This is a genomic window from Nocardia iowensis (genome assembly GCF_019222765.1).
GTDB classification, from domain to species: domain Bacteria; phylum Actinomycetota; class Actinomycetes; order Mycobacteriales; family Mycobacteriaceae; genus Nocardia; species Nocardia iowensis.
The window spans coordinates 8,104,777-8,127,924 of sequence record NZ_CP078145.1 but is presented as its reverse complement, the minus strand read 5'-3'; the positions used below and the strand labels follow the sequence as shown (position 1 = coordinate 8,127,924).

24 protein-coding genes and 1 pseudogene are annotated in these 23,148 nt (G+C 66.5%); 15 read left to right on the top strand and 10 right to left on the bottom strand.

The genetic code is table 11. From position 1 onward, the window contains the following. Window positions 1-119: 119 nt before the first annotated feature. The 4 genes from rpsL (at window position 120) to tuf (ending at window position 4,511) form a co-directional block, all read left to right on the top strand. On the top strand, window positions 120-494 hold the full coding sequence (rpsL, locus tag KV110_RS37385) for a 30S ribosomal protein S12 (RefSeq protein ID WP_067527016.1): 375 nt from the start codon (window positions 120-122) through the stop codon (window positions 492-494). A 1-nt stretch (window position 495) separates the two neighbouring features. Further along, window positions 496-966: a 30S ribosomal protein S7 gene (gene rpsG / locus KV110_RS37380; RefSeq protein ID WP_040739280.1), complete on the top strand. Its 471-nt coding sequence runs from the start codon at window positions 496-498 to the stop codon at window positions 964-966. 138 nt (window positions 967-1,104) lie between these two features. Continuing rightward, window positions 1,105-3,207 carry an elongation factor G gene (gene fusA / locus KV110_RS37375; RefSeq protein WP_218471835.1) on the top strand — a complete coding sequence of 701 codons (2,103 nt, stop codon included), beginning with the start codon at window positions 1,105-1,107 and terminating at the stop codon, window positions 3,205-3,207. Between the two features lie 113 nt (window positions 3,208-3,320). Further along, a complete protein-coding gene (gene tuf, locus KV110_RS37370) occupies window positions 3,321-4,511 on the top strand; it encodes an elongation factor Tu (RefSeq protein WP_218471834.1) in 1,191 nt (396 codons plus the stop codon). 69 nt (window positions 4,512-4,580) lie between these two features. Here tuf and KV110_RS37365 read toward each other — a convergent pair whose 3' ends face one another. The 3 genes from KV110_RS37365 to KV110_RS37355 form a co-directional block, all read right to left on the bottom strand. Then, entirely contained in the window at window positions 4,581-5,015 is a 435-nt protein-coding gene (locus tag KV110_RS37365) for a type II toxin-antitoxin system VapC family toxin (protein ID WP_218471833.1), read from the bottom strand. Continuing rightward, on the bottom strand, window positions 5,012-5,287 hold the full coding sequence (locus KV110_RS37360; protein WP_246634203.1) for a type II toxin-antitoxin system Phd/YefM family antitoxin: 276 nt from the start codon (window positions 5,285-5,287) through the stop codon (window positions 5,012-5,014). The genes KV110_RS37365 and KV110_RS37360 overlap by 4 nt, the downstream gene beginning before the upstream one ends. A 75-nt stretch (window positions 5,288-5,362) precedes the next feature. Next, on the bottom strand, window positions 5,363-6,025 hold the full coding sequence (locus KV110_RS37355; RefSeq protein WP_218471832.1) for a hypothetical protein: 663 nt from the start codon (window positions 6,023-6,025) through the stop codon (window positions 5,363-5,365). A gap of 147 nt (window positions 6,026-6,172) precedes the next feature. Here KV110_RS37355 and KV110_RS37350 point away from each other — a divergent pair, with 147 nt between their 5' ends. Then, window positions 6,173-7,006 (top strand): alpha/beta fold hydrolase, encoded by an 834-nt coding sequence (locus tag KV110_RS37350; protein WP_218471831.1) that lies wholly within the window; start codon window positions 6,173-6,175, stop codon window positions 7,004-7,006. Between the two features lie 11 nt (window positions 7,007-7,017). Here KV110_RS37350 and KV110_RS37345 read toward each other — a convergent pair whose 3' ends face one another. The 3 genes from KV110_RS37345 to KV110_RS37335 all read right to left on the bottom strand — a co-directional run bounded on the left by KV110_RS37345 (window position 7,018) and on the right by KV110_RS37335 (window position 9,083). Continuing rightward, a complete protein-coding gene (locus KV110_RS37345; RefSeq protein ID WP_218471830.1) occupies window positions 7,018-7,971 on the bottom strand; it encodes a type IV toxin-antitoxin system AbiEi family antitoxin domain-containing protein in 954 nt (317 codons plus the stop codon). 87 nt (window positions 7,972-8,058) lie between these two features. Then, on the bottom strand, window positions 8,059-8,718 hold the full coding sequence (locus KV110_RS37340) for a TetR/AcrR family transcriptional regulator (protein WP_218471829.1): 660 nt from the start codon (window positions 8,716-8,718) through the stop codon (window positions 8,059-8,061). Window positions 8,719-8,723: 5 nt separating this feature from the next. Then, entirely contained in the window at window positions 8,724-9,083 is a 360-nt protein-coding gene (locus KV110_RS37335; protein WP_218471828.1) for an SPW repeat domain-containing protein, read from the bottom strand. Between the two features lie 151 nt (window positions 9,084-9,234). Between KV110_RS37335 and KV110_RS37330 the strand changes: the two genes are divergently transcribed. The 3 genes from KV110_RS37330 to KV110_RS37320 all read left to right on the top strand — a co-directional run bounded on the left by KV110_RS37330 (window position 9,235) and on the right by KV110_RS37320 (window position 12,126). Beyond that, window positions 9,235-10,446 carry an NAD(P)/FAD-dependent oxidoreductase gene (locus KV110_RS37330; protein ID WP_246634202.1) on the top strand — a complete coding sequence of 404 codons (1,212 nt, stop codon included), beginning with the start codon at window positions 9,235-9,237 and terminating at the stop codon, window positions 10,444-10,446. Window positions 10,447-10,598: 152 nt separating this feature from the next. After that, complete coding sequence (locus KV110_RS37325) at window positions 10,599-11,360, top strand: glutamate racemase (RefSeq protein ID WP_218471827.1); 762 nt, start codon at window positions 10,599-10,601, stop codon at window positions 11,358-11,360. A gap of 28 nt (window positions 11,361-11,388) precedes the next feature. Further along, window positions 11,389-12,126 (top strand): DNA alkylation repair protein, encoded by a 738-nt coding sequence (locus tag KV110_RS37320; RefSeq protein ID WP_218471826.1) that lies wholly within the window; start codon window positions 11,389-11,391, stop codon window positions 12,124-12,126. Window positions 12,127-12,136: 10 nt separating this feature from the next. Here KV110_RS37320 and KV110_RS37315 read toward each other — a convergent pair whose 3' ends face one another. Beyond that, window positions 12,137-13,219, bottom strand: coding sequence for a ferredoxin--NADP reductase (locus KV110_RS37315; RefSeq protein WP_246634833.1), 1,083 nt, complete (start codon window positions 13,217-13,219; stop codon window positions 12,137-12,139). An 88-nt stretch (window positions 13,220-13,307) separates the two neighbouring features. Continuing rightward, window positions 13,308-13,931, bottom strand: coding sequence for a mycofactocin system transcriptional regulator MftR2 (mftR2, locus tag KV110_RS37310; RefSeq protein WP_218471825.1), 624 nt, complete (start codon window positions 13,929-13,931; stop codon window positions 13,308-13,310). Window positions 13,932-14,277: 346 nt separating this feature from the next. On the opposite strand from mftR2, the pseudogene mftA reads away from it, so the two are divergent. The 6 genes and pseudogenes from mftA to KV110_RS37280 all read left to right on the top strand — a co-directional run. Then, window positions 14,278-14,349 (top strand): annotated as a pseudogene (gene mftA / locus KV110_RS41960) (mycofactocin precursor MftA); the annotation flags it as partial. Between the two features lie 15 nt (window positions 14,350-14,364). After that, the gene (gene mftC / locus KV110_RS37300) at window positions 14,365-15,918 is read left to right on the top strand and encodes a mycofactocin radical SAM maturase (protein WP_218471823.1); all 1,554 of its coding nucleotides are present in this window, start codon (window positions 14,365-14,367) and stop codon (window positions 15,916-15,918) included. 230 nt (window positions 15,919-16,148) lie between these two features. Next, complete coding sequence (gene mftF, locus KV110_RS37295; protein WP_218471822.1) at window positions 16,149-17,549, top strand: mycofactocin biosynthesis glycosyltransferase MftF; 1,401 nt, start codon at window positions 16,149-16,151, stop codon at window positions 17,547-17,549. 34 nt (window positions 17,550-17,583) lie between these two features. Then, window positions 17,584-19,065, top strand: coding sequence for a mycofactocin dehydrogenase MftG (mftG, locus tag KV110_RS37290; protein WP_218471821.1), 1,482 nt, complete (start codon window positions 17,584-17,586; stop codon window positions 19,063-19,065). A gap of 746 nt (window positions 19,066-19,811) precedes the next feature. Next, on the top strand, window positions 19,812-20,030 hold the full coding sequence (locus KV110_RS37285) for an MbtH family protein (RefSeq protein WP_218471820.1): 219 nt from the start codon (window positions 19,812-19,814) through the stop codon (window positions 20,028-20,030). Window positions 20,031-20,151: 121 nt separating this feature from the next. Next, window positions 20,152-20,313: a hypothetical protein gene (locus KV110_RS37280; RefSeq protein WP_218471819.1), complete on the top strand. Its 162-nt coding sequence runs from the start codon at window positions 20,152-20,154 to the stop codon at window positions 20,311-20,313. 85 nt (window positions 20,314-20,398) lie between these two features. Here the strand turns inward: KV110_RS37280 and KV110_RS37275 are convergent, their stop codons facing one another. After that, window positions 20,399-21,745 (bottom strand): helix-turn-helix domain-containing protein, encoded by a 1,347-nt coding sequence (locus KV110_RS37275; RefSeq protein WP_218471818.1) that lies wholly within the window; start codon window positions 21,743-21,745, stop codon window positions 20,399-20,401. 257 nt (window positions 21,746-22,002) lie between these two features. Between KV110_RS37275 and KV110_RS37270 the strand changes: the two genes are divergently transcribed. Then, complete coding sequence (locus KV110_RS37270; RefSeq protein ID WP_218471817.1) at window positions 22,003-22,191, top strand: hypothetical protein; 189 nt, start codon at window positions 22,003-22,005, stop codon at window positions 22,189-22,191. Between the two features lie 49 nt (window positions 22,192-22,240). Here the strand turns inward: KV110_RS37270 and KV110_RS37265 are convergent, their stop codons facing one another. Then, complete coding sequence (locus tag KV110_RS37265; RefSeq protein WP_218471816.1) at window positions 22,241-23,113, bottom strand: aldo/keto reductase; 873 nt, start codon at window positions 23,111-23,113, stop codon at window positions 22,241-22,243. Between the last annotated feature and the right edge of the window lie 35 nt (window positions 23,114-23,148).

Below are 23,148 nucleotides of genomic sequence, written 5' to 3'. Positions count from 1 at the left end.
GCCGCGCGCGACACGCCCGACCTCGGGACGCGTAAAACGTGGCCGGACGTGCGAGTGAAAGCTCGATGACAAAGACATGAAGTTCCAGACACCGCGTAACTAATAAGGAAAGCCGGTCTATGCCAACCATCAACCAGCTGGTCCGCAAGGGTCGCCGCGACAAGGTCACGAAGACGAAGACCGCGGCGCTCAAGGGCAGCCCGCAGCGTCGTGGCGTGTGCACTCGCGTGTACACCACGACCCCGAAGAAGCCGAACTCCGCGCTGCGTAAGGTCGCGCGCGTTCGCCTGACCAGCGCGGTCGAGGTCACGGCCTACATCCCGGGCGAAGGCCACAACCTGCAGGAGCACTCGATGGTGCTCGTTCGTGGCGGTCGTGTGAAGGACCTTCCCGGTGTCCGCTACAAGATCATTCGTGGCTCGCTCGACACCCAGGGTGTGAAGAACCGCAAGCAGGCCCGCAGCCGTTACGGCGCCAAGAAGGAGAAGAGCTGATATGCCACGCAAGGGCCCCGCACCCAAGCGTCCGCTGATCAACGACCCGGTCTACGGGTCCCCGCTGGTCACTCAGCTGGTCAACAAGATCCTGCTGGACGGCAAGAAGTCCACGGCCGAGCGCATCGTCTACGGCGCGCTGGAGCAGGCTCGCGAGAAGACCGGCACCGACCCGGTCGTCACCCTCAAGCGGGCGCTGGACAACGTCAAGCCCGCCCTCGAGGTGAAGCCCCGCCGCGTCGGTGGCGCCACCTACCAGGTGCCCGTCGAGGTTCGCCCCGGCCGTTCCAACACGCTGGCCCTGCGCTGGCTGGTCAACTACTCCCGCGCTCGCCGCGAGAAGACCATGGTCGAGCGGCTGGCCAATGAGCTCCTCGATGCCAGCAACGGTCTCGGTGCTTCGGTGAAGCGTCGTGAGGACACCCACAAGATGGCCGAGTCGAACCGGGCCTTCGCGCACTACCGCTGGTGACGTCTGCCCGGCCCAGCGTCTGGGGTCGGGAGGCACACTGTCGGCGCGGCACCAACCTGCCGCTTCCGGCGTTGACATAGAGGCGACCACAGGGTCGTCCCCGAAAATCCCATCTAGCTACGAGCGGGGAAGATTTCCGTGGCACAGGACGTGCTCACCGACCTGAACAAGGTCCGCAACATCGGCATCATGGCCCACATTGATGCGGGCAAGACGACCACAACTGAACGCATCCTCTTCTACACCGGCATCACCTACAAGATCGGTGAAGTCCACGATGGCGCCGCCACCATGGACTGGATGGAGCAGGAGCAGGAGCGTGGTATCACCATCACCTCCGCGGCTACCACATGCTTCTGGAACGACAACCAGATCAACATCATCGACACCCCCGGGCACGTCGACTTCACCGTCGAGGTGGAGCGGTCGCTGCGCGTGCTCGACGGCGCCGTTGCGGTGTTCGACGGCAAGGAAGGTGTCGAGCCGCAGTCCGAGCAGGTGTGGCGTCAGGCCGACAAGTACGACGTGCCGCGAATCTGCTTCGTCAACAAGATGGACAAGCTCGGCGCCGACTTCTACTTCACCGTGCAGACCATCAAGGACCGCCTCGGTGCCAAGCCGCTGGTCATCCAGCTGCCGATCGGCGCCGAGGACACCTTCGAGGGCATCGTCGACCTGGTCGAGATGAACGCCAAGGTCTGGAAGGGCGAGACCAAGCTCGGCGAGAAGTACGAGGTCGAGGAGATCCCGGCCGATCTCAAGGAGAAGGCCGAGCAGTACCGCCAGGAACTGCTGGAGACCGTCGCCGAGTCCGATGAGGCGCTGCTGGAGAAGTTCTTCGGTGGCGAGGAGCTCACGATCGATGAGATCAAGGGCGCCATCCGCAAGATGACGGTCAACTCCGAGCTGTACCCGATCCTGTGTGGCTCCGCGTTCAAGAACAAGGGCGTTCAGCCCATGCTCGACGCGGTGATCGACTACCTGCCGACGCCGCTCGACGACGGCGGCACCGACGGTCACGTGCCGAACAAGGAAGACGAGATCATCCACCGCGACGCGAACACCAGCGAGCCGTTCGCGGCGCTGGCGTTCAAGATCGCCGTGCATCCCTTCTTCGGCAAGCTGACCTACGTGCGCGTGTACTCGGGCAAGGTCGACTCCGGCGCCCAGGTCATCAACTCGACCAAGGGCAAGAAGGAGCGTCTGGGCAAGCTCTTCCAGATGCACTCCAACAAGGAGAACCCGGTCGGCGAGGCCATGGCCGGCCACATCTACGCGGTCATCGGCCTGAAGGACACCACCACCGGTGACACCCTGTGCGATCCGCAGAACCAGATCGTGCTCGAGTCCATGACCTTCCCGGACCCGGTCATCGAGGTCTCCATCGAGCCGAAGACCAAGTCCGACCAGGAGAAGCTGGGCACCGCGATCCAGCGCCTCTCGGAAGAGGACCCGACCTTCTCGGTCAAGCTCGACCAGGAGACCGGCCAGACCGTCATCGGCGGCATGGGCGAGCTCCACCTCGACATCCTCGTCGACCGCATGCGTCGCGAGTTCAAGGTCGAGGCGAACGTCGGCAAGCCGCAGGTGGCCTACCGCGAGACCATCACCAAGAAGGTCGAGAAGCTCGAGTTCACCCACAAGAAGCAGACGGGTGGCTCCGGCCAGTTCGCGAAGGTCATCATCGCCCTCGAGCCGTTCGTCGGCGAGGACGGCGCGACCTACGAGTTCGAGAACAAGGTCTCCGGTGGTCGCGTCCCGCGCGAGTACATCCCTTCGGTGGACGCCGGTGCGCAGGATGCCATGCAGTACGGTGTGCTCGCGGGCTACCCGCTGGTGAACCTGAAGGTCACCCTGCTCGACGGCGCCTACCACGACGTCGACTCGTCGGAAATGGCCTTCAAGATCGCCGGCTCGCAGGCCCTCAAGGAAGCGGCCCGTAAGGCCGGTCCGGTGATCCTCGAACCGCTGATGGCGGTCGAGGTCATCACGCCCGAGGACTACATGGGCGAAGTGATCGGCGACCTGAACTCCCGCCGTGGCCAGATTCAGGCCATGGAGGAACGCAGTGGTGCCCGTGTCGTCAAGGCGCTGGTTCCGCTCTCGGAGATGTTCGGTTACATCGGTGACCTGCGGTCGAAGACCCAGGGCCGAGCGAACTACTCCATGGTGTTCAACTCGTACGCGGAGGTTCCGGCCAACGTGTCGAAGGAGATCATCGCCAAGGCGACCGGCGAGTAGTACCGGTGGAGCCAAGTGCAACACTTGGCTCCATCAGCCGGGAGTCAGCACGACCCCAGTAATAACCGCACTGCTGCAACTGCACGCACCAACAAGTCCAGGAGGACACCACAGTGGCGAAGGCGAAGTTCGAGCGGACGAAGCCGCACGTCAACATCGGCACCATCGGTCACGTCGACCACGGCAAGACCACGCTGACCGCAGCGATCACCAAGGTGCTGGCTGACAAGTACCCGGATCTGAACGCCGCGTTCGCGTTCGATCAGATCGACAAGGCGCCGGAGGAGAAGGCTCGTGGTATCACGATCAACATCTCCCACGTCGAATACCAGACGGAGAAGCGCCACTACGCGCACGTCGACGCCCCGGGTCACGCTGACTACATCAAGAACATGATCACCGGTGCGGCGCAGATGGACGGTGCCATCCTGGTGGTCGCCGCGACCGACGGCCCGATGCCGCAGACCCGCGAGCACGTGCTGCTCGCCCGTCAGGTTGGCGTGCCCTACATCCTGGTCGCGCTGAACAAGTCGGACATGGTCGACGACGAGGAAATCCTCGAGCTCGTCGAGATGGAGGTCCGTGAGCTCCTCGCGGCCCAGGAGTTCGACGAGGAAGCGCCGGTCGTGCGCGTCTCCGGTCTGAAGGCGCTCGAGGGCGACCCGAAGTGGACCGAGTCCATCGTCGAGCTGATGAACGCCGTCGACGAGTCGATCCCGGACCCGGTCCGCGACACCGAGAAGCCGTTCCTGATGCCGGTCGAGGACGTGTTCACGATCACCGGTCGTGGCACCGTCGTCACCGGTCGCGTCGAGCGTGGCGTGGTCAACGTGAACGAGGAAGTCGAGATCGTCGGCATCAAGCCGACCTCGACCAAGACCACGGTCACCGGTATCGAGATGTTCCGCAAGCTGCTCGACCAGGGCCAGGCCGGCGACAACGTCGGTCTGCTGGTTCGTGGCATCAAGCGCGAAGATGTCGAGCGTGGCCAGGTCATCGTGAAGCCGGGCACCACCACCCCGCACACCGAGTTCGAGGGCCAGGCCTACATCCTGTCCAAGGACGAGGGCGGCCGGCACACGCCGTTCTTCAACAACTACCGTCCCCAGTTCTACTTCCGTACGACTGACGTGACGGGCGTTGTGACCCTCCCCGAGGGCACCGAGATGGTCATGCCGGGCGACAACACCGAAATGTCGGTCGTGCTGATCCAGCCGATCGCCATGGAAGAGGGCCTGCGCTTCGCGATCCGCGAGGGTGGCCGCACCGTCGGCGCCGGTCGCGTCACGAAGATCATCAAGTGATTCCCTGAATCGCTGACCAACCGGCGTCGCCCCGAAAGGGGCGGCGCCGGTTGTCATTTCGGGGTGGGGCTAGTCCGCTGGTGCATTGGTGTCGAATGTGGCTACGCCTAGAGACTTCCACGCTGCCAGCAAGCAGCTATCTCCCGAGGCGGCCACCATATCTGTGTCTTCCAGTTGCTCGGCGGAGGCGCAGTGGACGGCATCGTATCCGCGTAGCGCTAGCTGGTCGGCCAGCTCCGCTGCGCGAAGGACCAGTAATTCGTCTACTTCGGTGATCTCGATCTGCAGCCAAAGCTGATCCAAGAGGCGTAGACAAGCTGCGTGCTCTGCGTCATCGAGACGAGCCATTCGGCGGGCCTGAGCCAGTGCGGCGGCGGTCTCCACGTACAGCAGTCGATTCGATACCACAGCGTCTGCGTCGTCCCAGAACCGGCGACAGGATCGACTGCTCGTCTCGTTGACCAGCAGTGGCACAAATGCCGAGGTGTCCAGATACCCGATCACCGACGTTGCTCGTCGATGAGTTCGCTCACCGAGCCATGCCCCTGGATCGGTTCGGGTGCAGGCTGCTTACGCGCCCGCGCAGGCTGGACCCGCCCCTCTTCCCGGAGTTGTTCCAATCGTGTGAGACGTCCAACCGGAACAATCCGAGCAATCGGTTGCCCGTGATCAGTGACAGTCACGGTCCGTCCGGCACGGACCTCTGCTAGGTGACGGCTCAAGCTATCCCGTAGTTCGCGTATTCCGACATCCACGGGCTCCTCCTTAGTGGCCATATTCTCGTAGTGTATTGTAGCCACATGTCACCGGTGCCAGGCTGTTTCCGCATGAGATAGGGCCCGCGGGGTCGGTCAGCAGGTGAAGGTTCGGCCTACTGAGGGCTGGGGGTCGGGGGCTTCTTGGAGGCAGCCGTAGGGGGTGATGCCGTCGTCGTTCAGGTGGACGGCGCTGGTGGCGGTGGGGTTGATGCAGGTTAGGCCGGTGGGGGCGATGCGGCAGGTGTAGTTGGCGAAGGTGAGTTTGCTGTCGTAGGGGAGGGTTTGGCCTTCGCCGTGGATGAAAAGGCCGGGGTCGCCGCGGAATTGGCCTACCGTGAGGGCCGAGGCGGAGTAGTGGACGTAGCCGCCGTCCCAGTTTCCGAAGCCCTCGTTCGGCTTTGGGATGGGGTTCTTCAATTTGACGACGCAGTTGAGGCCGTCTATCTGGTATTCGGTTCCGGTGATGCAGCTGATCTTTCCGGAGGGGCTGACGAAGGCGATATCGGTCTTCAGGTCGGTGGCGGGTCCGCTGCCGGTGCTCGCGGAGTGGTAGCGGCTCGCGTCGACCGGAGTGCCCGCCTGGACCCAGGCGATCCGCTCTTTCAGCTTGCTCTCCCGGGTGGGCGGTGCCGAGGAGGGTGCGGCCTGGGTCGATGTCACCGCGGGTTGGTCCGGGGTCGGCTGGGGCCGTCCTGAGGTGGATTGGGAGCAGGCGCTCAGCGCCAGGATCAGGGCAGCGAGGGCTGCGATTCGCATGGTCGCCACACTAGTCGTTGTGCCGCAAGGTATTCCGGTGATGGTTGGCCGTGCGGCGATTCCATGACCTCCGAGGTTATCGCGGCGGGTCGGCACCTTCGGTTAGCGTCGGGAAACGAAACCACGACCGGACGATTCGGAGAAACCATGAGCAAGTCGACCCTCGCCACCGAACTCGATATCACCGAAGGCGAGTTGCGGCACGGGATGCCCTACCTGGCGATGGGTGCCGGGCGGCCGCTGGTGTTCCTGCGGTGGTTCACCCCGGACCACGCGAATCCGCGGGGCTGGATGCGGGACTCCGAAATCAAGATGCTCAGGCCACTGGCGCGGAACTTCCGCGTCTATGCGGTCAACCGGGCGCCGGGCATGCGCGAGGGCACCACGATGGCCGATATCGCCACCGAACACGCGGACGACTTGCGCGCCGAGTTCGGCGAGCCGGTGGATGTGCTGGGTGTGTCGTCCGGCGGATCGGTCGCCCTGCAGCTCGCGGCGGATCACCCGAACGTGGTGCGCCGCTTGATCATCGCCTCCTCGGGCTACCGGTTGGATCCCCTCGCCAAGGAGAGCCAGCTCCGCTACGGCGAAGCGGCGCTCGCCGGACGCCGCGCCATGCATCACATGGCGCACACGGTCGTCTCCTCGCCGATCCTGGCGAGCCTGGCCGGTGCCGCCATGTGGCTGGTCGACCCGCTGGCCCGCCCGAAGAACCCGGCCGACACCTACGCCTTCATCCGTGCCGAAGACGACTTCGACCTCACCGGCCGACTCGGCGACATTGCCGCGCCGACCCTGGTGCTCGGCGGCGAACGCGACGCGGGCTACAGCACCGACAACTTCCGCTACACCGCCGACGGCATCCCCCACTCGCGCCTGGTCATCTATCCCGGAACCAGCCACATGGGCGTCGTGAAGCACCCCGCGTTCGCCCGCGACGTCACCGAATTCCTCACCGCTGAAAACCCGCCCACCCGCTGACCGGGTGCAGGTCAGATCTTCGGGGTCGGACTCCAGTGCCCGGTGCGGCGGACACGTGCCGCGACGTCGGCGGCCGAGCGGATGCGCCCCGCCAGCCGGGCGGGATCGTCCAGATCGTCCCAGTTCCAGCGGACCACCATCCAGCCGAGGGCGCGCAACCGGTCGTCGCGGTTCTTCTCCGCCAAGACTTGCTCGGGCCGCTGCGCACCTTGTGATTCGCTCTGGCAGCTGACCTTCCCGTCGAATTCGCCGATCACACCCAATCCGGCGAACAAGAAGTCGACCCGTCCGACGCACACTTCGTCATCGGTGAAGACGCGAGCCTGCAATTCGGGCGCGGGCAACCCACTCCGATGAATGGCTACCCGGCTCCGGGACTCGCCGATGCTCTCGCTGCGCCCATCCAGGAACGCAACGACCTGCGCGGCCGACCGGGACCCGCGCCGATGCCGCGCCCGGTGCAGGTGGTCGCGCAGCTCATCGGCGGTGGTGAGTCCCTGACGCAGCGCACTGTCGCCGATGACGACGGCCTGCTCGAAATCCTGTGACCGTGCGATATCAATGACAGTTCGCGGTGGCGTGGTGACCTGAAGGCCGTTGACGAGGGTGATCTCGTCCGGCTCCAGTTGCGCCGAATGCACGACGAGCTGTTTGCCGATGCGCCCGCCATGAACTCTGTTGCGTGTCAGGTGCACCCGTTGCAGCGAGATCGACCAGGTGGGCACCCCGTGCAGCACCAGCGCGGAGCAATGGCTCGCGACCGCGGCATCGGACGTCGCTTCGCAGGTCGCGAGGGCGAGTACCAGATGTCGGCCCGCTGCGGTGAGTTCCGGTGCCGCGGCATTCAGATAATGTCCGGCCCGCACGCGCCGCCATTTTCCGGACAAACAAAGCCGTCGCAATTCGCTGTCGGACATCCCCGAGGCCAGCGCCTGCCGACGCGAGATCAGTTGCGGTGCATCCATACCGCGATCCTGACCGAAGCACCCGCCCGAAAACACCCGCCGGTGCCCGATTGTGGACAACACGCACCCTGTGGATAACTCCGGCGCTCAGCCGAGCTGGGTCATCCCCGCGGCGATCACCTGGGCGACATTGAGGACGTCTTCGGCCGAGGGAATGGCCACTCCGTCCAGCGCATGCAGCCGATCGGTACTCGCGATGGCGAACATGGCGGAAACCCAGGCGGCGGCACAGGCGCGCAACGTGCCCGGTCGCACCGGCGCGGGCGCACTCGCCTGCAATACGCGCGCGGTCACATCCAGCAATTGATCACGCAGCTGGCGCAATTGGCGGCGCACATCGGGATGGGTATCGGCCTCGCGCCACATGATCACCCGCAGCACCGAGGAATGGTGGTCGCGCAGATTGAGCGCGGCGTCGAGCGCGACCAGGCTGGCGGCCGGATCGCCGGGAGCGACCACGGTATCGATGTCATCGATCGGATGCGCGGGCACCCGTTCGTCCATCAACGCCGACAGGATCGAATCCTTGGTCGGAAAGTAATAGAACACAAGTCCTTTCGGCACCTGGGCGGCGCCCGCGATGGCGGCCGTCGCGGTGGCGTCGAATCCCTGTGCCGCGAAGAGCTTTTCGGCGGCGTCGAGAATGAGTTGCCGGGCGTCGCCGTCCACTTTCGCGCTACGGCGCCGCCCGGCCCTCGATTCCTTCGCCGGACGCCGGTCGTTTGCCCGGCGACCGGCCTTCGGCATCTGCATCAGTGGTGCGGCGCCGCGCGGTGCAGACGTCCCGTCACCATCGGCAGCGCCGCTACCGCGACCACCGCCGTCACTACCCCGACTACCCATGCGGTCCAGGATGCGCCGCGGTAATCGGTGAAGTCCATGACCCACGGGGAAATGAACAGCAACACGCCGAAAAGGATCATCGCGTAGTCGCCGTTCGCACCCAGGGCGGGCCGATACATCTGCGCGAGGCCGGTGAGGGCGATGAGCGCGCCGAGCACGATCAACGACCACATCGCCTTGTCGGTGGTTACCAGCCACAAGAGTGACAGCGCAGCGAACACGCCAAGCACTACGGCCAAGAGGTGCTGTGCGCGGCTTTCGGTGAACATGGTGTGCCTCCTAGGGCTCAGGAATGTCTCCTTTCTTCGGTATAGCCCTGATTGACCGCCCGATCAATAGCGAAGTGGCTACGATTGCATAGCGCCCCGAGTGATCGGGTTCACTCCGGCACCTCACCAAGCAGACGTTAGGGTGAGCTTCGTGGCACCTTCAGCAACAAACCCCGCGCCGATCGTGATCGTCGGCGCCGGGCTCGCGGGCCTGCGCACCGCCGAGGAACTGCGCCGCGCCGGATACGAGGGCGCGCTGATCCTGCTCGGCGACGAGCCCCGGTTGCCGTACGACCGACCGCCACTGTCCAAGCAGTTCGTCCGCGGCGAGACCGACGACACCACGCTGCGCCCCGCCGAGTTCTTCACCGAGAAGCGAATCGACCTGCGACTCGACACCGAGGCGGTCGGCGTGGACACCGAGGCGCGGCAGGTGCGCCTGGCCGACGGTTCCACCCTCGGCTACGACCAGTTGATCATCGCGACCGGCCTGCGCCCACGCCGCCTGCCCGACCTGCCCGATCTGCGGGGCGTGCACGTACTGCGCGGCCACGCCGACGCCGCCGCGCTGCGCACCGAATTGGCCGAGGCGACAACGGCGCTCGTGGTCGGGGCCGGATTCATCGGTTGCGAACTCGCGGCCAGCTTCCGCACCCGCGGCCTGCCGGTGGTGCTGATCGAGCCGCAGCCGACCCCGCTCGCCTCGGTACTCGGTGCGCAAGTCGGCGCGTTGGTGGCCAGGATGCACGGCGCCGAAGGTGTCGATCTGCGTTGCGGCACCGGCCTCGGTACGCTGCTGGCCGACAACGGCCGGGTGCGCGGCGCCGTCCTTTCCGACGGCGCCGAGGTGGCCGCCGACCTGGTGGTGATCGGTGTCGGGTCGCGCCCGGTGACCGAATGGCTCACCGAGTCCGGCATTGCCCTGGCCGACGCCGCGGCGGGCGGCGGCGTACTGGCCGACGAGGTGGGCCGGACCTCGGTCGAAGGTGTCTGGGCGGTCGGTGACGTCGCGGCTTGGCTGCACCGGACCGGTCAGCGTAAGCGGATCGAACACTGGACCAACGCGGGCGAACAGGCACGCTTGGTGGCCTGTGCGATCCTCGGCGCCGCCGCGCCGACCGCGGCCCGCGTCCCGTACTTCTGGAGCGACCAGTACGACGTGAAGATCCAGGCCCTCGGCACCCCCGCGGCCACCGACGACGTACACCTCGTTGTCGATGACGGCCGTAGATTCCTCGCCTTCTACGCGCAGGACGGCAAGCTCACCGGTGTCGTCGGCGCGGGTATGACGGCTCAGGTGATGAAGGCCAGGGCCAAGATCGCCGCGGGCGCTCCGGTGTCGGAACTGCTCGCCCCCAGCTGAGTTCGGCCACCCGGCCGGGCGCTACCGACCCGCGCGGGGGGCCGGGTCGCGCCTGAAGCCGCCGCACGCAACCGGCTCGGCCCGGCCCTCCGGTGACCGGTCGAGCCGCTACCGCGCATATCGCGATCGGGCACTGTAATACGGTTGTCTCTGTGATCGTCGCGCTCATCGATTCGGGTCTCGGGCTGCTGCCCACATCCGCTTGGCTGCGCAAGCTGCGGCCGGACGTGGATCTGCTGCTGCAATTGGACCCCGACGGCGCGCCATGGGGGCCGAAGCCGGAGCAGTGGACGATCGACCGGGTGGTCGAGACCGCACGCACCTCGGTCGGATTGGGTGCCGAGGTGATCGTGATTCCGTGCAACACCGCCAGTGTCACCGCCTTGGAGCACGTGCGCGCGGAGGTCGGACCGGATGTGCCGGTGATCGGTACCGTGCCCGCGATCAAACCCGCGGCGGCCGTCTGCCGCTCGGTGGCGGTATGGGCGACCGCGGCCACCACCGCGAGCAGGTACCAGGCGGATCTGATCGCCAAGTTCGGCGGCGACGCCGATGTGGTGGGGGTGGCCTGTCACGGTCTCGCGGACTCGATCGATCGGGGCGACCTGGTCGCGGCCCGCGAATCCATCGCCCGCGCCGTCGAGCAGACCCCCGACGACGTCGAAGGCGTAGTCCTCGGCTGTACCCATTACCCGCTGGTGATCGACTCGATAGTCGCCGCCTTGCCCGATGGTGTCCGCCTCTTCGACAGCGCGCAAGCCGTTGCCGCACAGACGATTCGGCGGATGGACGCGCTCGGCCGCCCCACGCCGGGCAATGGTGCGGTGATCGTGCGGAACAGCGGACGGCCCGGCACGCTGCCCGCCAGCGCTGCCAGCTTCGAATCCGGCCGGGTCCTCGGCGCCCAGGGCTGACTTGCCGCGCCGGAAGGAGGTTCGTTCGATGACCGAGGCACCGACCGCCGCGGACGTGCAGGCCGCCCTATTGGCAGTCGCGAACCCCGCCGACGCGATCCATCTCCAGCGGTTCTTCAAGACCGGGCCAGGAGAGTACGGCGAGGGTGACGTCTTCATCGGGGTGCGCGTACCGATGACCCGCGCCATCGCGAAACGTTTTGCGGCACTGCCCCTCGACGAGATCGACGCACTGCTGGACAGCGCCGTGCACGAGGACCGGCTGGCGGGGCTGGTCATTCTCAACGCCAAGTTCGCCAAGGCAGCCAAGCCGAGCACCTTCGATGACCAGGCGCGCGCGGCAATGGTGGATCTTTACCTTGCCGCCGTGCGCCGCGGCCGCGTGAACAATTGGGACCTGGTCGACGCGTCCGCCGAAAACATCATCGGCCCATGGCTATTGGACAAACCACGGGACCTGCTCTTCGAGCTGGCCCGCGCGGATTCGCTGTGGGAGCGGCGGGTCGCGCTGCTGTCCACCTTCGCGTTCATCAAAACCGGCGACGCCACAACCACTTTCGAGCTGTCCGAGCGCCTGCTCGACGATCGCCGCGACCTCATCCAGAAGGCACTCGGCTGGATGCTGCGCGAGGTCGGCAAACGCATCGATCAGCGACTACTGACCGGCTTTCTGGACAAGCACGCGGCCGAGCTGGGGCGAACGGCCCTGAGCTACGCCACCGAACACCTCGAACCCGCGGTCCGCGCTCACTATCGCGCGCAGTAGTCCGCGAAGATCAGAACTGGATCTTGAGGTGGTCCGTCACCGGATGCGCCTGGCAGCCGAGGATGTAGCCGTTCTCGATATCCTCCGGGTCGAGAATTTCGGCGTTGTCCATCTCCACCTTGCCCTCGAGCACCGTGCACGCGCACGAACCGCATTCGCCTTCCTGGCAGGAGTAGGGCACGTCGAGGCCCTTGGCCAGCATGATGTCCACCAGCGTCTGCTTGCGCGGCCACTTCAGCTCGTGCACTTCGCCGTCGAGTTCCACCTCGACCGTCGCCGCCTCGGCCGCCTCCGCGTCGGACACCTCGATCGGCGCCTGGTCCGCGAACGGGTCGCCGGCAAGGGAATTGAACACCTCGGCATGCGTGCGCGAGCGCGGCACGCTGAGCTGCGCGAGCGCGTCGTGCACCCGGTCCATGAACGGCTTCGGTCCGCACATGAACGCCTCGTACTCCTGGTACGGGGCCACCAGGGCGGCCAGCGCGTCGGCGGTCGGCAGCCCTTGCAGATATTCGAGCCAGTGGATCACGGTCAGCCGCTGCGGATGCTTGTCCGCGAGTTCCCGCAGCTCGCCGGCGAAGATCACCGATTCGTGGTCACGATTGGCGTATACCAACACAATTCGGCCATTGCCGCGCGCCAGCGCCGACTTCAGGATCGACATCACCGGCGTGATGCCGCTGCCCGCGCCGAACAGCAGCAGATCCGCGTCCAGATCCTTCGGCGTGAAAACGCCTGAAGGCGGCAGCACTTCGAGCGAGTCGCCCGCTTTCACGTTGTCGCACACCCAGTTCGAGCCGTAGCCGCCCTCGGTCCGTTTGACGGTGACCTTCGGCCGATCGTCGGTATACGGCGAGCTGGCCAGCGAATAGCAGCGAGCCACCGAGCCGGTCAGCTCGCTCGGCACGCGCAGCGTGAGAAACTGGCCGGGCTGGTAGCGGAAGCGCTCGGCCATCTCCTCGGGAACGTCGAAGACCAGCGAACAGGTGTCGGCCGTCTCGGCGATGACCGCGGCTACCCGCAGCACGACCGAGCGCGAGCCATGTGGAACCTCGACAGTGGGCCTATCCGCCCCCCGGCCACCACCCCCCATGGCATCGCTGCGCGATTCTGTATTCATTGCGTCCTCTCGAACCCGGCACAGGCACTGCACGGCGCCAAAACTAGAACGTGTTGCAGTTTCATCGTACGTCGGACTTCGACTGCCGGACAAGCTGGGCCTCTAGGCCGGAGATCAGCACCTCCATGCCGAAGTCGTAGGCATACTTTCCGCGCAGGTCCGCCATGTGCTTGGTGGCGCGCTCGACCGCGGCGGGCAGCGCGACGTCGGACAGCGGCGCGCGATCACGCGGGTTCACCCGGCTGCGGCCGAACAGGTAGGTGTGAATCGTCGCGTACGCGGCGAGTACGTTGCGGTCGGTGAAACCCGCCTCGAACAGGATCTCCATGATCGCGGCGATCAGGTCGAGCTGTTTGCCGAGCATCTGCTCGATCAGCACGTCGCCGAGGCCGGGATGCTTGCGCAGCTTGTCGTCGATCTGGTCGATGAGGTCACGCAGCCGGTACTGCCACGGGCCGGATTCCGGTGGTGGCGTGCGTACTCCGGTCAGTGCGGCGGTGGCAACCAGGTCGAGCAACTCGCGCTTGTCGGCGACGTAGTAGTACGGCGCCATCGGCGAGACGCCGAGTTCGCGGGACAGTCGCCGCATCGACAACTTCTCCACACCGTCTTCGCGGACCACCCGCAGCGCGGCCTCGACGATCTCGGACTCCGACAGGGTATTGCCGCCTCCGCTCGCCTGCATTCGTCCGACTCCCATGCCACCTCTACCACCGCGGGCGCGTGCCGCCCGTCCCGTCCTGTTCAGCTGCGTTCCATCCGAAGTCTATGCGCGATCAGCTGGACTCAGGTGCGCAGGACGGCCCTCCTGATGTGCGATGTGTGCCGGGCGTCCCGGCCGCTGCCGAAGTGGATACCGAGAACCTGTTCCATTTTGTCAGCGGATGACGTTATCGTGTGACGGCGGCTACACCGGGTGGCCGCGGCCACGGATCGCTCGCTCGGAGGTACCCATGCCGGAATACGGATCCAACGGACACACCGACACCGACCACTCGGGAACGGTCGGCGCAGTCGAGGCTCGCGACGACGCCGCGGCACCGCTGGTCGAGGAGACCCTCATCGAAGAGGTGTCCATCGACGGCATGTGCGGCGTTTACTGACAGGCGGTGCAGACCATGCTCGATCTCGATACCCGATGGCAGTTGCATCCGCGGGTGGCGCTGCGGCCGGAACCGTTCGGTGCGCTGCTCTACCACTTCGGCACCCGCAAACTCTCCTTCCTGAAGAGTCAGCGGATCGTCGAGATCGTGCGGTCGCTGCCGGCCCACCCCTCCGCGCGCACGGCGCTGCGCGCGGCCGGTATTTCCGACGAGAATGCCGTGCTCTACGTGAAAGCGCTGACACAGCTGGTCGATTCCGACATGATCGTCGGGGCGCCGGCCGATGCTCCGTTGGCGCCCGCCGCCGTGAGCCCGGCTCCGGCACCGTCGACGGCGGGGGTGGTCCCGCCGTCCGACGCGGCGGTGCGTCTGGTCGATCGGTTCGAATCCGGTCTGGCCGCACCGATTTGCCTCACCTGGGAACTGACCTACGCCTGCAATCTGTCCTGTGTGCACTGCCTGTCCTCGTCCGGCCGCCGCGATCCGCGGGAGCTGAGCACCGAACAGTGCAAGGCACTGATCGACGAGTTCGAGCGCATGCAGATCTTCTACGTGAACATCGGCGGCGGCGAGCCGACGGTGCGCCCGGACTTCTGGGAGCTGGTGGACTACGCGACGGCGCACCACGTGGGAGTGAAGTTCTCCACCAACGGGGTTCGGATCACCCCGGCGGTTGCCGCGCGATTGGCCGCGAGCGACTATGTCGACGTACAGATCTCGCTGGACGGTGCCGACGCCGCGGTGAACGACGCGGTGCGCGGTCCTGGTTCCTACGACATGGCCATCCGGGCACTGGAAAACCTTGCCGCGGCGGGCTTCCGGGACGCGAAGCTGTCCGTCGTGGCGACCAGGCACAACATCGGCCAGCTCGACGAATTCCGGGCTATCGCCGAAAAGTACGGTGCCACCTTACGATTGACCAGGCTGCGCCCGTCAGGCCGCGGCGCGGATGTCTGGGACGACCTGCATCCGACGCAGGACCAGCAGCGGGTGCTCTACGACTGGCTGGTGCGCAACGGCGAGGGCGTGCTCACCGGTGACTCGTTCTTCCACCTGTCCGCGCTCGGTCAGGCCCTGCCCGGCTTGAACCTGTGCGGCGCGGGCCGGGTGGTCTGCCTGGTCGATCCGGTCGGCGATGTGTACGCCTGCCCGTTCGCCATCCACGACCGGTTCCACGCCGGAAATGTGGTGTCCGACGGCGGTTTTCGCACCGTATGGCAGGAGTCCCAGCTGTTCGCTGAGCTGCGCGAGCCGAGCGGTGGCGGCGCGTGCGCGTCGTGCAGTCACTTTGACTCGTGCCGCGGCGGCTGCATGGCGGCGAAGTTCTTCACCGGCTTGCCCGCCGACGGGCCGGACCCGGAGTGCGTCCAGGGTTACGGCGAGGCGGCGTTGGCCGACACCGGCAGGCTGATCCCGCGCTCCTCGGTCGATCACTCCCGGCGGGTGACGCCCCGGACGAGTTCGCGCAAACCCGCCCCCGTCCCACTGACGCTGTCCGTGACGCGCCCGAGCGTATTCCCGCCTGAACGTCGCCCGTCCCGGGCCTGCGACGAGAACCCGCTCGCCTGACGCCATGGCGGTAACCAACCGTATGCTGCCGACCGCGCGGCGGGCGTCTTCCGGTCACGACCGGCCGATTGCCCTCGCGTTGCCGGATGCTGGAATCGGGCGCGAGTCGGCGCTTCATCGTCCGTCGCAACAGGTGTCACAGCTCTCGGCGGAGCGGTTTCGTGCGGAATTCTGTCCTTTTAACCGGACTGATGATGCTTACGCGCGAATCTCCGCCTAGCATGCCAGGAATGCGCCATGATCGCCTGCCCGACGGATTCGGGGTGCGGATTGATCCACGGGTACGCGCATACTCCGGAGGCCGGGTACTGATCGGCGGTTCGCCCGCACGGTTGCTGCGACTTGCCCCGGAGGCCGCCGAGATGATCGGCGACGGGTACCTCGAGGTGACCGGCCCGAAGTCCGCGACCGTTGCCAGACGGCTGCTCGACTCCGGAGTCGCCAACCCGCGTCCCCGCCTGCTGCCCTCACCCGAGGACGTCACCGTCATTGTGCCGCTACACAACAACGCCGACGGGCTCGCCCGGCTACTCGCGGCACTGCGCGGGCACAACGTCATCGTGGTCGACGACGGCTCGGACCAGCCGGTGCAGATCCCGCGTGACCGGGGCACCCGCTGCCGGGTCACCGTGCTGCGGCACGACCACCGGCAGGGCCCCGCCGCCGCGCGCAATGCCGGATTGAAGGCCGCGACAACCGACTTCGTCGCGTTCCTCGACTCCGACGTGGTGCCGCGCAGCGGCTGGCTCGAGGTGATGCTCGGGCACTTCAGCGATCCGGAGGTGGCGCTGGTTGCCCCAAGGATCGTCGCGCTCGACCCGGAGTCCAATGCCCTCGCCCGCTACGAGCACACCCGCTCCTCGTTGGATCTGGGCAGGCGGGAGGCCGCAGTGCAGTCGCACGGACTGGTGTCGTACGTGCCGAGCGCCGCGCTGCTGGTGCGTCGCCGGGCACTGCTGGCGCAGGACGGATTCGACGAGTCGATGCAGGTCGCCGAGGACGTGGATCTGTGCTGGCGGCTCGAGCAGGCGGGCTGGCGGTTGCGCTACGAGCCCGCCGCTCACGTCGCGCACGACCACCGGGTTTCCTTCCGCGCCTGGTTCGGCCGAAAGATGTTCTACGGCACGGGCGCAGCGCCGCTCGGTGAACGCCACCCCGGCATGGTCTCGCCACTGTCGGTGCCCTCCTGGACGGTGCTGGCCGCGTTCCTGTTCGCCACGCTGTCCAAGTGGGGGCTGATCGGCGGGCTGATCACGCTGGCGACGGCGCTGGTCCGACTACGCCGGGTCTTCGCGGAACTGGACAACCCGACGCGGATCGCCGCGATCTACCTGTCCCGTGGTTTCTTCGCCGGTCTGTGGCGCCTGGCCTCGGCGATGTGCAGGCACTACTGGCCGGTGACGCTGCTGGCGATGCTGGCGTCGCGGCGCATTCGGCGCATCGCGATCACCATGGCCGTCGCCGACGGTCTCGCCGACTGGTTCACCCATCGCGATGCCGGTGGCCTCGATCCGGTGCGCTACGTGGCGTACAAGCGGCTCGACGACATCGCCTACGGCACCGGGCTCTGGGTGGGCGCGTTCCGCGCGCGCAGCCCGGAATCGCTGAAACCCGCTGCGCCGTCCCACTGATCCGCGCCGTCAGCACCGATCGGACCGGGTTCGGATGACCGACACGCTCATCGTCGGGGGCGGCACCGCGGGCTGTGTGCTCGCGGCACGGTTGACCGAGCAGCCGGACCACACCGTCCGGCTGCTCGAGGCCGGTCCGATGTGGGTCGCGCCGGACGGATTTCCGGCGGAACTGCTCGACGCCACCCGCATGCCGATCGGCGCGGACGCACCGTGGCTGTGGCGCTATCCGGTCACCCTCGCCGACGACGGCGTAGCGGTGCGGGGAAACATAGTGCGCGGCAAGGTGCTCGGCGGTTCGGGTGCGGTCAACGGCAGTTACTTCGTGCGGGCCACCGCGGCGGACTTCGCGGCGTGGAGCGCGGAGTCGGGTTCGTCGCAGGCCTGGTCGTTCGATTCGGTGCTTCCCGCATACTGCCGTTCGGAGCGTGACCTCGACTTCGGTGACCAGCCCTGGCATGGCGGGTCCGGCCCGATTCCGGTGCGCCGCACCGCAAATCCGGTACCGCTGAGCGAGCAGTTCGCCATTGCCTGTGCGGCACTGGGGTTTCCGGCTATTCCCGATCTCAACGCAGGCGCGGGTGCCATCGAAGGCGTGGGCCCGGTGCCGTGCAATACGGACAACGGTAGGCGGGTGAGCACCGCGTCCGGCTACCTGCTGCCGGTGTTGTCTCGGCCGAATCTCACGGTGCGGAGCGCGACGTCGGTGCTGCGCATCCGCTTCCACGGCACGGCCGCCGTCGGTGTCGACGTGCTGCGCGACGACCGGACCGAAACCATCTGGGCCGACCGCATCGTGCTCAGCGCGGGCGCGATCGAATCCGCCGCGCTGCTGCTGCGTTCCGGCATCGGCAACCCCGAACAGCTGCGGGCACTCGATATCCCGGTCGTGCATCCCGCACCGGTCGGTGCCTGGTTCACCGACCACCCCGAAATCGGTCTCGAATATCGACTCCGCACACCGGAACGAGCAACCGTTCCCTTGGAATACGTCCTGGAAACCGACGATGTCGAAATCCGCCCCTACACGGTCGCTTTCACCCCTGGCGTAGGACGACTCGGCGTTGCCCTGATGCGGCCGCGCTCCGCCGGTGTGTTGCGGCTGCGCTCGGCCGACCCCGCGGTACCGCCGGTCATCGAGCACGACTATCTCTCGGCCGAGCACGATCGGACCCGGCTACGCGACGCGGTCGCGACGGCATCGGAGGTGCTGCACCACATGTCGGCGGAACTGCTCACCGAGCGGATACCGCGGTCGCCGCAGCAGGCCGGTGCCTGGCTGCAGGCGAATCTGGCTACCTCGCAACACCTCTCCGGCACCTGCCGGATGGGGCCCGCGACCGACGATCGAGCGGTGGTGGACGAGCGGTGCCGGGTGCACGGCGTGACCGGTTTGTCGGTGGTCGATCTCGCTGTCGTCCCGGTGCCGTTGAGCCGTGGCCCGCAGGCCACGACGGTGATGATCGCCGAAAAGGCCGCCCGGAATTGTTCAATGGAAAATCGTCCACTTTATTAATCGAACGCCTAATGTTCGCAACACACGGGTCGCGTCCGTGTGTGGTAGCCAGAAGCTGAGGCGAGCGCCGCGCGCCCTTCGCCGAATCGACTGAGTGATCGGGGCCGTGCACCGGGCAGAGCAGCCTGGGGCACCGGCGTATTCGTGCTGCCCGCAGGCGCCGGCTCGCTGTTGTTTCGCCAAATGAGGAGGCTCTGGTGCACCATACGGAGTCGGGCCGGTGCAGCGCGCGGCCCCAGCAGTCCCCGAGACCGCAGCGCCGGGTGAGCTGTATCTGTCGGGGGTACAGCTCAGCCGGCGTGGTCCGGTGCGCTGGAGGGTCGCTCGCCGGCGATGAAGTTTCGACAATCGACGTCGAATTGCCCGACTTGTCGGTGGTCGCCAGTACGCTGGGGGAAGGCGTGACCGAGTTCGATCCGCAGCTCACGGTCACCGACGGCCAAGTGGTCGCCACAGACTTCGTCGGTGCCGGACACAGGGAAGGTCCGGCACCGACGGGGATTCCGCCGAGTTCCGCTGCACCGCGGATCTGTCCGGCGAACCCGCCATCGAAGTGTGCACCCCGTCATCTACCCCGGCGTCTCCGCGACTGCCGAGGAGTCGTTCCCCGCACCCTCTTTCGAATCATCCGCACCGTCGCCGCGCATTGCCGCGCGTCGCCGACCGGTCATGCCGTCGGCCGTCGGCACCCCTCTTCCGCGCACAGACCCCGAAAACCTGACCCAACCAGGAAAAGGAAAACCCCGATGAACAACCCCTTCGATGACGACGACGCGCAGTTCTACGTCCTCGTCAATGACGATGGCGAGCACTCGCTCTGGCCGGTCTTCGCCGCCGTCCCCGGCGGCTGGACCATCGCCTACGGCGCTGCCGCACGCCAGGCCTGTCTGCGGTACGTCCGAACCCATTGGGTCGATATGCGGCCGAAGTCCCTCATCGAGGCCATGTCCAACGAAACACCCTGAGGCCGTACCGAACCGCCCAAACCGCCCGTATGGGCGGGGTGTGCCGCCGCAAATCCCGCTGCCGACCGGCGCACCCCGCCCCCTACTCGTACTTCGCTGCGCCCCAGTGCATCATAGAAGTATGACGAATCAACGGATCACCCCCACGCTGCCGGAGACGTTGATCGAAGCAGCCCACCGTTGGGAGGCGGGACGCCCGACTCCCGCGCAAACACAACAGATCAGCGTCTGGCTGGACCGGATCATGCACCGGCACCGTCCGCAGGACACCGCCAACGCTTAGCGCCACAGCAGCGCACCACCGTCGGCTCGCCGGAATCTCACCGATCAGCACGTCTGATCGTGAGCCGCCGCCGAATGACGGTTCGCTATGCCTTCGTTCGGGTCGACTCGATGACCGAGCGGGCGTGCTGGCGCCACTCGGCGACCGCTCGACCGCGAAAACCGGTGAGCGCGGCGTCGAACTGCCTGGCGCGCTTGGTGACAGTCAGGCCGATGTAGGTGTGGTGACTGGTGATCGCTTGTGTCGCAACGGAACACGCTTCATCGATTTCTCCGGAACTCAGCAACGCGGTGGCGTGTTCGAGGCGGACGAGCGCCGGTTCCGTTGTTTCCTTCGGGTCGTACCTGGCCAGCGCGCGGGCAGCGGCGTTGGCGGTTTCCGCCGCGCGGCCGAGATCGGCGTAGCCGATAGCTTGATAGAACGCGAGCTTTTCCGGGCGATAAGAAAAGATTCCGACCGTAAGCTCTTCCGGGTCAATATTTTCCAATGCACGTCCGGATCTTTCGATACACCGCGCGAACTGGTCGGCATTATTGAGACGGGCATGTGCCCTGGCCGCTATTCCCCACAACCAGGCGGCGGCGGGGCCGTGTGCCGGATTCTGGTCGAGGCGGCCACCGAGCAAGTTCAAGACTTCCTTCGGTTTGTCGCTATAGGTCGGTAGATATGCGAGACCGGCCATGGCGATATCCTCGGAATATCGATCACCGATGTCTTGCGCGGCGTGGATAGCGGTGCCGTACCACATGCGGGCCTGGCCCAGATGTCCTTCGTTGAACAGGATCTCGCCGACCACATTGGCCAGTCGGCCCGCCGTGCGCACCAGCCGGACCTGATGGTGGGTTGCCTGCCGCTGGCCGAGAGTTCCACGGACGGTGCGGAACTGCTCGAGGGTGGTGGCGAGCAGCTCGTGTGGCGGCACCCGCACCACCTGTTTGCCGAGTGCCTCGACCGAGTGCTCGAACAGTTCGAGGCGTCGCTCGCTGATCGATCCGGCATCCAGGGTGGCCAGCATCTTCTCCGGTTCGCCCGCTACCAGATCGGCGGCAGGCCCGGTGAGGCCGACCCCGATGCAGGCCAATAACTCTCGCCTTCGCACGTCGTCATCCTCGACTTCCTTGTCGAGCCCGATGTCCCTACCGAGCTGGGTTTCCGTATCGAGCGCCGAGTAGGTGTCCGCTAGGTCGAAGCCGGTGCCCCGGCTCGCTGTGACGGCCCGCTCGAATCGCGCGACGACGACGGGATCGGCTTCGGACAGAACCCGGTCGAGCAGCCGCTGGCTCGCGGCATGCATGCGGTTGGTCCGGCCGTTTTCCCATAGGACGACGGTGCGCGGGGTGACGCCCACCAGACGCGCGAATTCGTACCGACTTCGCCGCATCGCGGCGCGAAGCGCTCGGACATCCTCGCCCGTCCAGTCGATCTCAACCATAGGTCCCGCTTCCTCGCACCAGGCTGATACAAACGGAAACTACTCGCAATTACCGCATTCGGGACTGTTATCCACCGAATCGCAACGTGCACGCTGAAGCAGCACCCGGTGCCGGGGGTTCTGCCCAAACCCCTGACGAGGGCGCCGGCATTCCAGAATCCGACGCAAGGTCCGACACGGTCCGATCCATCCGTGTCCCGCGGGATTCCGGGGCGCCTTTCGGTGCCGGGTGCACCGACTTTACGTGGAGGTGAACAATGGACGTATTGCACTCGGATGTCCGGGAATTGTGGCGAGTACAAAGCCGCGACTGCGGGCTTGATCCGGTGGGTCTCAGCTACGACCGAGCGCGATTCATCCTCACCGTGCACGGCGGTCACGGCGCGCGTTGCCGCCAGTATCTGGCCGCGGCGGCCTACTGCTTCCGGCGGGCCGCCGAAAAATGAGCAAGGCGGACTCGGGGTGGGGCCGAGTCCGCCTTGCTTCGGGGTTGGTTCAGGCTGCCGCGGAGAGCGCCTCGAACTCCTTGTCGGTCAAGGTGATCCGCGCGGCGTCGGTGTTCTCGTCGAGGTGCGCGACGCTGGAGGTGCCGGGAATCGGCAGCATTACCGGCGAGCGGCGCAGCAGCCAGGCGAGCGCGAGCTGGGCGGGGCTCGCGCCGTGCTCCTTGGCGATCGCGTCGAGCGGGCCGCCCGGCCGCGCGAGCTCGCCGGTGGCGATCGGGAACCACGGGATGAACGCGATGCTCTCCCGCTCGGCGTAGTCGAGCACGTCCTCGTCGGTGCGGTTGGCCAGGTTGTACAGGTTCTGCACCGAGACGATCGTGGCGATCTCGCGGGCCTGCTTCAGCTGCTCGACGCTCACCTGGGAGACGCCGATGTGCCGGATCTTGCCCTCCTGCTGGAGCAGCACGAGCTCGCCGAGCTGATCGGCCAGCGGCACCTGCTCGTCGATCCGATGCAGCTGGTAGAGGTCGATCTGCTCGACGCCGAGGTGGCGCAGGCTGAGTTCGGTTTGCTGGCGCAGATATTCGGGCCTGCCGACCGGCCGCCAGTCGCCCGGCCCCGAGCGCGTCAAGCCGCCCTTGGTAGCGATCACCAGATCATCGGCGTACGGGTGCAATGCCTTCCGGATGAGCTGCTCGCTGACGAACGGGCCATAGGAATCGGCGGTGTCGATGAAATTGATGCCGAGTTCGACGGCCCGCCGCAAAACCTGTACCGCCTCGTCAGGATCCTCGGGTTCGCCCCAGACGCCGGGACCGGTCAGCTGCATGGCGCCGTAGCCGAGCCGGTGAACGGGTAGGTCACCGCCGAGGGCGAAGGTGCCGGACGCTTCGGCGGGCCGTGCGTGGAGGTTGGTGCTCATAGGAAATTCGGTTCCTTCCGAAGTGGAATTGCGCG